Origin of the sequence: Knoellia altitudinis, from assembly GCF_042666355.1 — a bacterium.
GTDB lineage: Bacteria > Actinomycetota > Actinomycetes > Actinomycetales > Dermatophilaceae > Knoellia > Knoellia altitudinis.
Genome location: NZ_JBHTDK010000001.1, coordinates 767572 through 780508, shown reverse-complemented (window position 1 = coordinate 780508; position 12937 = coordinate 767572). Strand labels below are relative to the sequence as shown.

Below are 12937 nucleotides of genomic sequence, written 5' to 3'. Positions count from 1 at the left end.
GCCTGATCGTCCTGAGCAGTCAGGACCTGCACGAGGCCACAGCCTTCGAGCACACGCACAAGTACATGACTGAGAACGCAGCGCCCGACCCCCGTGTCCGTCACCTGTCAGAGGTGAGCGCGGGACGTCACCCTCGGCCCGGAGGCCGAGGACCGGACCAGAGTTCCGGACCGGCGACTGCACCAGACCTCCGGAAAACCAGAACAGGAACCATCACACGATGGCACGTCTCCAAGGAGTCGATCTGCCGCGCGAGAAGCGCGTCGAGATCGCATTGACCTACATCTTCGGTGTGGGGCGCTCCAGCTCGCAGAAGGCCCTTGCCGCCACCGGCATCGACCCCAACGTCCGCGTCAAGGACCTCACCGACGTCAACCTCGTCGCCCTGCGCGACTGGATCGACGAGAACCTCAAGGTCGAGGGTGACCTCCGCCGTGAGGTCCAGGCCGACATCCGCCGCAAGGTCGAGATCGGGTCCTACCAGGGTCGCCGTCACCGTTCGGGCCTCCCCGTCCACGGTCAGCGGACCAAGACCAACGCGCGTACCCGCAAGGGCCCGAAGCGCACCGTCGCCGGCAAGAAGAAGGTTGGTAAGTAATGCCTCCCAAGGGCCGTTTGGCCGGCGCCAAGAAGGTGCGCCGCAAGGACAAGAAGAACGTTCCCGTGGGTCAGGCCCACATCAAGTCGACGTTCAACAACACGATCATCTCGATCACCGACCCCACCGGGGCCGTCATCGCCTGGGCCTCCGCCGGCCAGGTCGGCTTCAAGGGCTCGCGCAAGTCCACCCCGTTCGCCGCGCAGACCGCCGCCGAGGCTGCTGCCCGTCGCGCCATGGACCACGGCGTGCGCAAGGTCGACGTCTTCGTCAAGGGCCCGGGTTCGGGTCGCGAGACCGCGATCCGCTCGCTGACCGCTGCCGGTCTCGAGGTCGGTTCGATCCAGGACGTCACGCCCTCACCGCACAACGGTGTCCGCCCGCCCAAGCGCCGCCGCGTCTGATCGCCGCGAGAAGACGGAAAGAGAACTAGAACATGGCTCGTTATACCGGCCCCATCACCAAGAAGTCGCGTCGTCTGAGGGTTGACCTCGTCGGTGGCGACAAGAACTTCGACCTCCGCCCCTTCCCGCCCGGCCAGCACGGCCGTCGCCGGATGCAGGAGAAGGAGTACCTCACCCAGCTGCAGGAGAAGCAGAAGGCCCGCTTCACCTACGGCGTCATGGAGAAGCAGTTCCGCCGCTACTACAAGGAAGCGGCGAACCGCCCCGGCAAGACCGGTGAGAACATCCTGACGATCCTCGAGTCGCGACTCGACAACGTCATCTACCGCGCGGGCCTGGCCCGCACTCGCCGTGCCGCGCGCCAGCTCGTCACGCACGGCCACTTCGAGGTCAACGGCAAGCGCGTCGACGTCCCGTCCTACCGCGTGGAGCAGTACGACATCATCACCGTGCGCAAGCAGTCGGTGGAGACGTTCCCGCTCCAGCTCGCGCGTGAGACCTTCGGCGACCGCCCGACCCCGGCCTGGCTGCAGGTCGTCCCGGGCTCGCTCCAGATCCTGATCCACTCGCTCCCCATCCGGGCGCAGATCGACTCGATCCTGACCGAGCAGCTCATCGTCGAGTTCTACTCGAAGAACTGATCCACGCAGCGGTATGCCGTGTGCGCACGTCGCGCACACGGCATACCCGCTGTTCGTCCTGACCACAGACAGAGGTGGGCTGGACAGCCGGGTTCGACCCCGGCAGTTTCACGAGGCGTCATATAGCGGTCGCCCGTGGGAAGGAAAATCACCGTGCTCATCGCACAGCGTCCACTCCTCTCCGAGGACGTCATCTCCGAGAACCGGAGCCGATTCGTCATCGAGCCCCTCGAGCCCGGCTTCGGCTACACGCTCGGGAACTCGCTCCGCCGCACCCTGCTCTCGAGCATCCCCGGTGCCGCCGTGACGAGCATCCGGATCGACGGGGTCCTCCACGAGTTCTCCACGATCCCCGGTGTCAAGGAAGACGTCACCGAGATCATCCTCAACATCAAGGGTCTGGTCGTCTCCTCGGAGCACGACGAGCCGGTGGTCATGTACCTGCGCAAGCAGGGCTCCGGCGCCGTCACCGCCGCGGACATCGCTCCGCCGGCCGGTGTCGAGGTCATCAACCCCGACCTGCACATCGCGACGCTCAACGACAAGGGCAGCATCGAGATGGAGCTGACCGTCGAGCGCGGTCGCGGCTACGTCTCGGCGCAGCAGAACAAGTCCGGTGACCAGGAGATCGGCCGCATCCCGGTCGACTCCATCTACAGCCCGGTCCTCAACGTCACCTACAAGGTCGAGCTGACCCGAGTCGAGCAGCGCACCGACTTCAACAGCCTCGTCCTCGACGTCGAGACCAAGCAGGCCGTCACCCCTCGTGACGCGCTCGCCTCTGCCGGCAAGACCCTCGTCGAGCTCTTCGGCCTCGCCCGTGAGCTCAACGTCGAGGCCGAGGGCATCGACATGGGCCCCTCGCCCACCGACGCTGCTCTCGCTGCCGACCTGGCGCTGCCGATCGAGGACCTCGACCTCACGGTCCGCTCCTACAACTGCCTCAAGCGCGAGGGCATCCACACCGTGGGTGAGCTCGTCGGTCGCAGTGAGGCCGACCTGCTCGACATCCGCAACTTCGGTCAGAAGTCCATCGACGAGGTCAAGGCCAAGCTGCACGGCATGAGCCTGGCCCTGAAGGACAGCCCCGCCGGCTTCGACCCGAGCCAGATCGCTTCCTACGACGACGAGTTCAGCTTCGCCGACGCCGACGACGCAGAGGACGCGTCGTTCGCCGAGGACGAGCAGCTCTGACGCTGACTTAACCCCTAGGAGATAAAGACATGCCTACGCCCACCAAGGGTCCCCGTCTCGGAGGCGGACCGGCTCACGAGCGTCACATCCTGGCGAACCTCGCGACGTCGCTGTTCGAGCACGACTCGATCACGACCACCGAGACCAAGGCCAAGCGCCTTCGCCCGCTCGCCGAGCGCCTCGTCACCTTCGCCAAGCGTGGCGACCTGCACGCCCGGCGCCGGGTTATGACGGTCATCCGCGACAAGGGCGTCGTCCACCGCCTCTTCGTCGAGATCGCACCGGACATGGCCGAGCGCCAGGGTGGCTACACCCGGGTCACCAAGATCGGCCCGCGCAAGGGCGACAACGCCCCGATGGCGGTCATCGAGCTCGTCCGCGAGCCCGTCGCCAGGAAGGCCACCGTCAAGGAGGCCGAGGGCGCGACCAAGCGTGCCGTCAAGGAGTCCAAGGCTGCCGAGGCCGAGACTGAGGTCACCCAGGCTGAGGTCACCGAGACCGAGGGCACGGACGCTCCGGCCACCGAGGACGCTGCCGCTGTCGAGCTGCCGAAGGGTGCTGTCGCCTCCAACGAGGACGGCTCCGCACCCGAGGGCTACTCGGTCAAGGGCAACGCCGACTCCGGCAAGTACCACGTCGAGGGTTCGCAGTGGTTCGAGCAGACCGAGGCCGAGTTCTGGTTCGCCTCGGCTGACGACGCCAAGGCTGCCGGCTTCGAGCCGGCTGGTGGCGAGGACAAGCAGCAGGTCGAGGACGACGACGCCTGACCCGCCCTCCACGGCACAGCGCAAAGGGCCGTTCACCTCGACGAGGTGAACGGCCCTTTCGCATGCCATCCGTCCGGGTCGGCTGGGCACGCGAGCCCCTCGATGAGTCGAACTCGGCGACTCAGTCCAGCGTGACGGTCCCGCCGGAGCGCCAGTAGGTCCCGTCGCGACGATCGAGGAAGCCTTCCTCGACGAGGTAGCGGCGCAGTGCCGCGTGATCGGGGTGGCGCCGTCGCAGGATCTCGGTGACGGCCGACTCCGGATAGATCTCGCCCAGGGCGAAGTCCTGCGCGACGAGGTCGAGCACGACGAGCCGCTTGGTGATCCTCGTCGGGATGGTGGCGAGCCGTCCGTCGGCGCCGACGAACGCGCGCAGGACGGCGTCTCGCCGCTCGAGCGCCGAAGTGAGATGGGGCCGGTCCATGGGTGGAAGCCTATGAACCAGACGCTGATCGCGCGACGGTCAGCCGAGTGCGCCGCCGACGCGTGACCACGTGTGCCGCCCGGGACGTCCGTCGTAGGTCCACAGCGCGCCGTCGTTGCCGCGACCGAACGCCACCCAGCTGTCCGTGCCCCGCGAGGCGACCGCCGGGGCGCCGGTCAGCTCGCCGCCGATCGCAGTGACGAACGAGCCGATGGCCACCACCGGGGTCACCCCGTTGCGGGTGAGCACGACGCCCGAGCCCGGTGTGACCGCCGGGGCCGACGAGGTCTGCCGGGAGCCCACGGCGGCCCAGCCGCGGCGGATGCCGGTGCTGGTGAGAATGCTGTCCCACAGGCGGCCGTCACGGCCTCGCACGAGCACGCGCACGGTGCCAGAGGTCCGGTCGGCGGCGGCAGCCGGTGCGCTGCTCACGCCTCCGTGGATCGTCGACCAGGGCGTCCACCGAGTGCCGTCCCAACGGATCCTCCACAGCGCATCGCCGCTGCGGGCCACCGCGTCCAGGGTTCCGGACGACAACGACGCCGCCGTGGGTGCTCCCCGGATCGAGCCGCCCAGGTTGCCCCACGGCGCGAAGGCGCCACCGTTGCTGTAGGTGTGCACGAGCGTGCCTGCTGGGCCACGGGCGAAGAGGTCGACCCGCGAGCCGCCCCAGGTGACTGCCGTCGGGGCCGAGGTGATGGTGCCCTGCACCATCTGCCAGGCGCCGAAGGCCCCGCCGGCGACGGCCTGCGTCGTGTGCATCACCCGCCCGTCGGTCGCCCGCACGAACACCGTCACGGCGCCGTTGCGCACGACCGCCGACACGCCGCTGGGGGAGACGTCGAGCCCGGACGTGAAGGGTTGCGGCGTCGCGGTCGGGTCGAGGCGCAGCACCCGGTCGCCGCTGCCGTTGCTCGTGCTCACGAACATCGAGCCGTTGGCGGCCGACTGCACGGTGCGGATCCGTCCCACAGAGCCGTCCAGTGAGTCCACCTGCTCGTCTCCTCGCACCCGGCCGTCGGGCGTGAGCGACAGCACCCGCACACCGGAGTTCTTCAGCTCCGCCACCGCGAGCGCACCCTCCCAGCGGCCCCACCGGCTGCCGGTGAGGAACGTCGCGCCACTCGTGGCGACAGTCGGGCGGCCGGACCGCCAGCGGGCCAGGACGGCCGAGGGGAACTTCGCCAGGTCGGTCATGGGGACGTTCTGGTTGTAGCCCGGCACGGGGTCCCACCCGTAGTTGCGGCCGGGGACCAGCCGGTTGACCTCGTCGTCGACATCCGGGCCGTGCTCGGCGCTCCACATCTCGCTGGTCCCGGGTCGCAGCGCAAGGCCCTGGACGTTGCGATGGCCGTAGGTCCAGACCTTCGCGGCGTTGCCTCCTCGTGAGGAGAACGGGTTGGAGCTCGGGACGACGCCGGAGCTGCTGACGCGCAAGGTCTTCCCGCCGAGAGAGCCGAGGTCCTGCGGGCTCGTGCCCACGATGGCGTCGCCGGTGCCGACGTGCAGGGTCCGGTCGGCGGCGAAGCGCAACCGGCAACCGCCGTGCTGCCCACTGGTGACCGGGATGCCGGTGACGACTGGTGAGCCGCTGCGGCTGGCCGAGGTGCCGCTGGCCGCAAGCACCCACCGCAGCACGCGGATGTCGACGGCGGAGGTGCCGCTGCCGCGGTAGGCCTGGCAGGTGTAGTATGTGCGGTTCGTGGCGAAGCCGGGATCGATGACGAGCCCCATGAGGCCGGACTCCGACCCGACGAAGAGGTCGCCCTGAGCGGTGCTGACGGTCTGGACGCCTCCGCTGGTGCGGATGATCCTCGTGGCGCCGCCGCGCTGGGTGAACAGCACCTCGCCGGACGGCAGGGGGGCGACGTCCCATGGGAGGGCGAGCCCACTGGCTACCGTGGTGAGGCGGGAGGCTGGCTCGGCCGCCGCAGCCAGCGCCGCAGCCTTCGCTTCCACACTCTGAGGCGACGCACCGGCATACGCCGCTCCGGGGGCCAGGGTCGCTGTAGCGGTCCCGGCAACAAGAGCGCCGACGACAAGGATGCGTGCGTACCGCCCCATGTCGGCAGCGTAACCGTGCACCGGTGCCCGCGCATCCGCTGCACGGCCACAGCAGGGTGTCTGGCCGTGAGCGCGTGGCCTAGGCTGCCGACCCATGACGTCGCTGCGCGTGCGGATCGACCTCGCCTACGACGGGACGGACTTCTCGGGCTGGGCCGCGCAACCGGGCCGGCGGACCGTCGAGGGAGAGCTGTCGACGGCCCTGGCAACTCTGCTCCGTGCGCCGGAACCGTTGCGGCTCACCGTCGCTGGGCGCACGGACGCCGGCGTCCACGCCCGCGGTCAGGTTGCCCACGCCGACGTCGACGCAGCCCTGTATGCCGTCCTGCCGGGTCGGTCGTCCCGCTCACCCGAGGAGGCGGCGAGAACCCGGCTGGCCGGCATACTCCCGTCCGACGTGGTGGTGCGGGCCGTCTCACGTGCGCCGGCCGGCTTCGACGCACGGTTCTCAGCGACGCAGCGGCGTTACCTCTATCGGGTCTGTGACCGCCCCGGCACGCTCGACCCGTTGCGTCGACGGGACACGGTGCTCGTCAAGGACGAGCTCGACGTCGAGGCGATGGACTTGGCGGCGGGGCGCCTCACCGGGCTGCGCGACTTCGCAGCGTTCTGCAGGAAGCGTGAGGGCGCGACGACCGTGCGCACGTTGCTGGACTATTCGTGGGAGCGCACGGCCGACGGCACCGTCGAGGCAACAGTCGTTGCGGATGCGTTCTGCCACAGCATGGTTCGCGCCCTCGTCGGGTCGGTCGTTCCTGTGGGGCAGGGGCGGGCTGAGGTCGGGTTCCCGGCCGAGGTGCTCACCGCGGGTGCACGTGACCCACGCGTCACGGTCATGCCGGCGCATGGGCTTTCGCTCGAAGAGGTGGCCTATCCGGCGGACGCGGACCTCGCCGCTCGGGCGAGCGAGGCCCGGGCCACGCGCACCCTCGACCCCGACCCCTGATCCTCACCCTCAGCGCGTGATGCTGACGTCGTCGCCGCGCAGGTGCGCACGGAACCCTTCGGCCTGGACGGACACTGCCGTGAGCGCCATGCCCTCAGGGACGCCCTGGACCGTGTGCCGGATGGTGACCAGCTGCCGCACGATCGTCGACGCGGCCGAGTCGAGCCAGTCGGGCCCGTCGAGGTCGATCGTCTCGGGCGTGATGACGAGCCGGCCGTCGACGGCACGCACCGCGCCCGTCGCGCGCACCTCGACGTCGCGACCCAGCACATTCACCCGGCGTCGCAGGCCCGCGAGCCCGTCGTCCGCGGCATACAGGGTCACGCCGTCACCGATCTGGGACGCGGCCGACTCGAAGGGAAGCAAGGCATCGATGTCGAGGCGTCCGGCACGTAGACCCTCCCCGTCCAACCTCACGGCCGACCCGATGGCGGTGACGTCACGCAGGCCGCCGTCGCCCGTGACGACCTGGGCGCTGGTCAGGCGCACGTCGCCGAGCCAGGTCTCGCCGCTGGCGAGGTCCGTCGGCGCGGACGGCCGTGGGGCGGCGCTCGCGGTCGGGGCAGGCACGTCGGCTCCCGACCCCGGACTGCCCACGGACCACACGAGCACGAGGGCGGCGACGACCAGGGCCGTGAGCATGGTGACTGCGCCCAGCACGAACTGCTTCACCCACCACATCCTGCCCTGTGTGCCTGAGCCCACGCCCAGACGTGGTCTCGGGCACACAAGGGGTGGTGATGGGCTTCATGTAAAGCGTTTACGCAGATAGCCTCCACACCAGTTCACGTCCGCGCGCCAACGGTGGCGCCGCGGCGACCTCGGAGGAGCAACGATGCCCAGTCCACGCCGCCTGTATGCCGTCCTGGCCGGGGCCGCTGTCGCCCTCACCCCGCTCGTGGGTGCCGCGCTTCCCGCTGCTGCGGAGACGACCTCGGTCGCGCTCGCCGGCTCGCTCCAGACCGAGCTGGGATGCTCCGCCGACTGGCAGCCCGACTGCAGCGCCAGCGAGCTGACCAGGGTCGGGGACACCACGGCATACAGCAAGACGTTCACCCTCCCGGCCGGGAACTACGCGTTCAAGGTCGCGATCAACGACTCGTGGGCCGTCAACTACGGCGCGAACGGTGCGCTCGACGGTGCCGACATCCCGCTCGTCCTCGAGGGACCGGCCACGCTGAAGTTCACCTATGACGACGTGAGTCACCTCGTGAGCGTGACGCCCCAGAACCTCTCCGGCGGCACGACGTCCGCCGACGCCGCGCTGGCCAAGAGCTCGCTGCGCTCCCCGCTCACCAAGGAACGCTTCTACTTCCTCATGGCCGACCGGTTCGCCAACGGCAGCACGGCCAACGACAAGGGTGGGCTCACCGGCGGGCCGCTCACGACCGGGTTCGACCCGACGCACAAGGGCTTCTACCACGGTGGTGACCTCAAGGGCGTGATCAACAAGCTCGACTACATCAAGGGCATGGGCACGACGGCGATCTGGCTCACGCCGAGCTTCAAGAACAAGCCGGTACAGGGCAGGCCGGGCGAGGAGAGCGCCGGCTACCACGGCTACTGGATCACCGACTTCACCCAGATCGACCCGCACCTCGGCACCAACGAGGAGATGAAGACGCTCATCGCGGCGGCGCACAAGAAGGGGATGAAGGTCTTCTTCGACATCATCACCAACCACACCGCCGACGTCATCGACTACGAGGAGCAGCAGTACACCTACCGCTCCAAGAAGAACTTCCCCTACGAGGACGCCTCGGGGACCGCCTTCGACGACCGCGACTACGTCAACAGGACCTTCCCGGAGATGGACCCGGCGACGTCCTTCCCCTACACCCCGGTCCTGCGCAAGGGCGACGAGGACGCCAAGACCCCGGCGTGGCTCAACGACCCGCTGATGTACCACAACCGCGGTGACTCCACCTTCGCGGGCGAGTCCTCGACCTACGGCGACTTCATCGGCCTCGACGACCTGTTCACCGAGCGCCCCGAGGTCGTCGACGGGATGGGCGAGATCTACAAGCAGTGGGTCGACTTCGGCATCGACGGCTTCCGCATCGACACCGTCAAGCACGTCAACCTCGAGTTCTGGCAGAAGTTCATGCCCGACCTGCTCGGCCACGCCGCCAAGAAGAACGAGGACTTCTTCGCGTTCGGCGAGGTCTACGACGGCAACCCCGCCGTCATGTCCGAGTACACGACGCGCGGCAAGCTCCAGGCCACCCTGGACTTCGGCTTCCAGCAGCAGGGCATCGACTTCGCCAAGGGCAAGCCGGCCGGCGCGCTCGCGGACTTCTTCGCCAAGGACGACTGGTACACCGACGCCGACAGCAACGCCTACCAGCTGCCGACGTTCCTCGGGAACCACGACATGGGCCGCGCCGCGATGTTCCTCAAGGAGGGTGTGTCGGGCGAGGCCGAGCACCTCGCCCGCGTGAAGTTCGCGGACTCGCTCATGTTCGCGACCCGAGGCAACCCGGTGACCTACTACGGCGACGAGCAGGGCTTCGTCGGCACCGGTGGCGACCAGCTCGCCCGCGAGGACATGTTCGCGAGCAAGGTCGACGTCTACAACACCGAGGACGTCCTGGCCGGGCCCGAGGGCTCGCGCGACCGCTTCGACACCACGCACCCGCTCTACGCGCACATCCGGGCGCTCTCGGCGGTCCGTGCGAAGCACCCCGCACTCGCGGACGGTGCGCAGGTCAACCGCTACTCCGCCGAAGGCGCCGGCGTCTTCGCCGTCTCCCGGATCGACGCGGGTCAGAAGGTCGAGTACATCGTGGCCGCCAACAACGACGAGAAGGCGGCGTCCGCGACGTTCCCGACCTGGAGCAAGGGCAAGGGCGTCGTGTTCACGCCGGTCTCCGGCACGGACACTGCGGTCAAGCCGGCCGCCGACGGCTCGGTCAGGGTGAGCGTGCCGCCGCTGACGGTCAGCGTCTGGCGGGCCAACAAGGCCATCTCCACGACGGGTGCCGCACCGACGGTCGAGCTGACCGCAGGCGCCGACTCGACGGTGTCGGGTCGGGCCGAGGTGGCCGCCGACGTGTCGGCGAGCACCTTCGCGCAGACGACCTTCCTCTACCGCCCGGTCGGGACGTCCGCGTGGCGTTCCATCGGGACCGACGACAACGCCCCGTTCCGCGTCTTCCATGACGTGGCCGGTATGCCGCTGGGCTCGGTACTTGAGTACCGCGCGGTCGTGCGTGACGCCGCCGGACGGGTGGCTGCGGACAGCACCTGGGCCTCGGTGGTCGCGGAGTCGACAGGCGGTTCGACGGAGGGTGAGATCGGTGACCCGCCGCCGACCCAGCCGACCGCGGTGTCGGTGCCGGGCACGCACAACTCCGAGATGGGCTGCCCGTCCAACCTCGGGGTCAACGGCGACTGGGCGCCCGACTGCGACCAGGCCCAGCTGACCCTGGACCCGGACGACCAGATCTGGAAGAAGACGTTCACCATCGCCCCCGGCCCCTACTCCTACAAGGTGGCGCACGACCGATCCTGGACCGAGTCCTACGGTGACGGTGGTGGCAGCGAGAACATCTCGTACGAGACCCCGGATGGCACGGTGACGTTCTTCTACGACCCGCGCACCCACTGGGGCACCTCGGACGAGCAGACGGAGATCATCACCGCGCCGGGGACCTTCCAGACCGCGCTCGGGTGTCCGGCGATCTGGGCCCCCGACTGCATGCGCCCCTGGTTGCAGGACAAGGACGGCGACGGCGTCTTCACGTGGGCGACCACGCGGATCCCGGCCGGCACCTACTCGTTCAAGATCGCCCATGACCAGTCGTGGGCGGAGAACTACGGCGAGGGCGGCACCCGCGACGGCGCCGAGATGAGCGTGACCGTTCCGAGCGACGGGGCGACGACGAACTTCGTCTACGACTCCTCGACCCACCGCACGACCGTCACGAGCCGCTGACCTCAGGCGGGCGCGGCGTCACCCTCCGCAGGGTCGACGCCGCGTCCGCGCTCGTGGCGCAGTGCCGGGAGGTAGAGGAAGGCCCCGAAGACACTCACCAGCCCGGCCACCACCATGGCGGTCTGCACGGACGTCGTTGCGGCCAACCAGCCGAGGGCAGGCGCCGCCACTGCGCCCCCCGCCTGCATGACCATCGAGTTCATGGACAGGACCGTGGCGCGGTTGCGCGCGCTCGCCTCCCGGTGCAGGAGCGCGGAGTGGGGCGCTCCGCCCGCGCCGTGCAGCATGTAGGTCAACAGATAGGCCCCGACGAGTCCGACCGGCCCCAACATGAGGCCCATGGCTGCCGCGCCGAGTCCGTTGAGGATCCGAGCGGCAATGGCAGCACGAACCACGCCCCAGCTGCGCATGGCCCGCCCGGCCGATGCCGACCCGAGGGCGAACACCGCCCAGCCACCAGCGGCGACCGGTCCAAGAAGGGCCCCCGCCTCAGCCGTGGTGCCAAGCATCTCGGCGAGCCGGATGGGCAACATCGTCTCGAAGACCATCATGCCGATCACCCAGAAGAGCTCGACGCCGACGAGGCCAGCCAGGACTCGGTTGTGGCGCAGGAGCTTCAGGCCGTCGCCAATGACCTTGGGGGTGTCCTTGGCCGAGTCGATGGCCTGGCGCGCTCGGGTGTGCTCTGACAGTTCGACGGGCTCGTGCACCATCGCCATCGTGAGCACGAGGTGAATCAGTGCAAACACGACCGAGACCACGATCGGCACGGCGATGGCGCTGTAGTCGGCAAAGGGGTGCCACAGGATGAGTCCACCGGAGGCCAATGACCCACCGGCGATGGCGACCCCGACGATGGTCCCCTGGGTGGCGAGGGCCTGGTCGACGTCGGCGCCGGGTTCGCTGAGGTGGACGGTGTCGACGAACCAGGCCTCGAGCGGGCCGGAGTCCAGGGCCCGATAGATGCCCAGGAACGCCGCGGCGAGCGCGAACTGCCAGAACGTCGTCGCGGTCAGGTAGAGCACCCCCGCGATGATGTTGACGACACCTGCGGCGACGAGGACTGCCTTGCGCCCGAAGGCGTCGGCGAAACCACTGGTGGGCAGCTCGAGCAGGAGGACCATGACGCCCTGGGCTGCTCCGTAGGTCAGGGTCTGCTGGACCGTCAGGCCGCGCTCAATGGCAAAGAGGGTGAACACCCCGATGACGAAGCCGACGGGCAGCCACCGGGTGGCACTCAGGATGAGGAAGACCCGCTTGGCAGCAGCGGGGGAGAGGTGGTCGCTCACTGGTCTTCCCCACGGGGGATGCGGTCCAGGTCCAGGGGGTAGGACACGGTGTAGACCGCAAGGCGGCGGGCGGCCGGGTTGCCCTGTCCTACACGGCGATAGCGCGCAACCACCTCATCGAGCTCAGCCTTCATCGCCTGCAGCTGTGCCGGGGTCGCGACGACGTAGGAGTCGCTCATACCGGCTGCGTCACGCCACGCGATCGGCCAGGCGGCCTCGACGTCGAGCCACCTCTCGAACTGTTCGGCGAAGTGGCGGGTGTAGTCGCGCACGAGCCAGTTGAGCGCCGTCTCGGAGTCCTCGTCGCCGGCGAAGTCGCTGGGCTCGTAGGTGTGGCTCTCCGTGGCGGCCCGCCACAGGCGTCGCTTGCCCTCGCCCTCACCGGTGTCGGTCACGAGGCCGACGGACTCGAGCCTGCGGAGGTGATAGCTCGTCGCCCCCGAGTTGGTCCCGAGCGAGGTGGCGAGGGTGGTCGCAGTCGCCGGGCCGCCACGACGCAGCGCGGACAGGAGACGGGAGCGGAGCGGGTGGGCGAGCACCTTGAGCGAGGCCGCGTCGAGCCGGAGGCCGGTGAGCTGGTGGTCCGCGGAGGGGGAGTCGGAGGGCATGCTGTGCACAATACCTCTGCACATTTCGTTTGCACAACATTTGTGTATGCCGTCGGTTATCCTTC

General features: G+C 69.1%; 12 protein-coding genes. 7 read left to right on the top strand and 5 right to left on the bottom strand.

The genetic code is table 11. The features are described from left to right. Nucleotides 1–220 precede the first annotated feature (220 nt). The 5 genes from rpsM to rplQ all read left to right on the top strand — a co-directional run bounded on the left by rpsM (nucleotide 221) and on the right by rplQ (nucleotide 3604). Nucleotides 221–598 carry a 30S ribosomal protein S13 gene (rpsM, locus tag ACFQW8_RS03590; RefSeq protein WP_009775927.1) on the top strand — a complete coding sequence of 126 codons (378 nt, stop codon included), beginning with the start codon at nucleotides 221–223 and terminating at the stop codon, nucleotides 596–598. Further along, nucleotides 598–1002: a 30S ribosomal protein S11 gene (gene rpsK / locus ACFQW8_RS03585; RefSeq protein ID WP_009775926.1), complete on the top strand. Its 405-nt coding sequence runs from the start codon at nucleotides 598–600 to the stop codon at nucleotides 1000–1002. The genes rpsM and rpsK overlap by 1 nt, the downstream gene beginning before the upstream one ends. 32 nt (nucleotides 1003–1034) lie before the next feature. After that, nucleotides 1035–1643 carry a 30S ribosomal protein S4 gene (rpsD, locus tag ACFQW8_RS03580; protein WP_009775925.1) on the top strand — a complete coding sequence of 203 codons (609 nt, stop codon included), beginning with the start codon at nucleotides 1035–1037 and terminating at the stop codon, nucleotides 1641–1643. A gap of 153 nt (nucleotides 1644–1796) precedes the next feature. Next, complete coding sequence (locus ACFQW8_RS03575) at nucleotides 1797–2837, top strand: DNA-directed RNA polymerase subunit alpha (protein ID WP_380085604.1); 1041 nt, start codon at nucleotides 1797–1799, stop codon at nucleotides 2835–2837. A gap of 29 nt (nucleotides 2838–2866) precedes the next feature. After that, on the top strand, nucleotides 2867–3604 hold the full coding sequence (gene rplQ / locus ACFQW8_RS03570; RefSeq protein WP_380085603.1) for a 50S ribosomal protein L17, sunset domain variant: 738 nt from the start codon (nucleotides 2867–2869) through the stop codon (nucleotides 3602–3604). A gap of 121 nt (nucleotides 3605–3725) precedes the next feature. On the opposite strand, the gene ACFQW8_RS03565 is transcribed toward rplQ, so the two are convergent. Together ACFQW8_RS03565 and ACFQW8_RS03560 are read right to left on the bottom strand one after the other, a co-directional pair. Next, nucleotides 3726–4028 carry a DUF2087 domain-containing protein gene (locus ACFQW8_RS03565; RefSeq protein ID WP_380085602.1) on the bottom strand — a complete coding sequence of 101 codons (303 nt, stop codon included), beginning with the start codon at nucleotides 4026–4028 and terminating at the stop codon, nucleotides 3726–3728. Between the two features lie 39 nt (nucleotides 4029–4067). Next, complete coding sequence (locus ACFQW8_RS03560; protein WP_380085601.1) at nucleotides 4068–6092, bottom strand: PQQ-dependent sugar dehydrogenase; 2025 nt, start codon at nucleotides 6090–6092, stop codon at nucleotides 4068–4070. A gap of 94 nt (nucleotides 6093–6186) precedes the next feature. Between ACFQW8_RS03560 and ACFQW8_RS03555 the strand changes: the two genes are divergently transcribed. Further along, nucleotides 6187–7038 (top strand): tRNA pseudouridine synthase A, encoded by an 852-nt coding sequence (locus ACFQW8_RS03555; protein ID WP_380085600.1) that lies wholly within the window; start codon nucleotides 6187–6189, stop codon nucleotides 7036–7038. 9 nt (nucleotides 7039–7047) lie between these two features. Here the strand turns inward: ACFQW8_RS03555 and ACFQW8_RS03550 are convergent, their stop codons facing one another. Continuing rightward, nucleotides 7048–7710, bottom strand: coding sequence for an LmeA family phospholipid-binding protein (locus ACFQW8_RS03550; RefSeq protein ID WP_380085599.1), 663 nt, complete (start codon nucleotides 7708–7710; stop codon nucleotides 7048–7050). Between the two features lie 163 nt (nucleotides 7711–7873). Here ACFQW8_RS03550 and ACFQW8_RS03545 point away from each other — a divergent pair, with 163 nt between their 5' ends. Continuing rightward, nucleotides 7874–10975, top strand: coding sequence for a pullulanase X25 domain-containing protein (locus ACFQW8_RS03545; RefSeq protein ID WP_380085598.1), 3102 nt, complete (start codon nucleotides 7874–7876; stop codon nucleotides 10973–10975). Nucleotides 10976–10977: 2 nt separating this feature from the next. Here ACFQW8_RS03545 and ACFQW8_RS03540 read toward each other — a convergent pair whose 3' ends face one another. Together ACFQW8_RS03540 and ACFQW8_RS03535 are read right to left on the bottom strand one after the other, a co-directional pair. Continuing rightward, a complete protein-coding gene (locus ACFQW8_RS03540; RefSeq protein ID WP_380085597.1) occupies nucleotides 10978–12264 on the bottom strand; it encodes an MFS transporter in 1287 nt (428 codons plus the stop codon). After that, nucleotides 12261–12872, bottom strand: a complete 612-nt coding sequence (locus ACFQW8_RS03535) for an ArsR/SmtB family transcription factor (protein ID WP_380085596.1) — start codon at nucleotides 12870–12872, stop codon at nucleotides 12261–12263. Before ACFQW8_RS03535 ends, ACFQW8_RS03540 begins: the two co-directional genes overlap by 4 nt. Nucleotides 12873–12937: the final 65 nt, after the last annotated feature.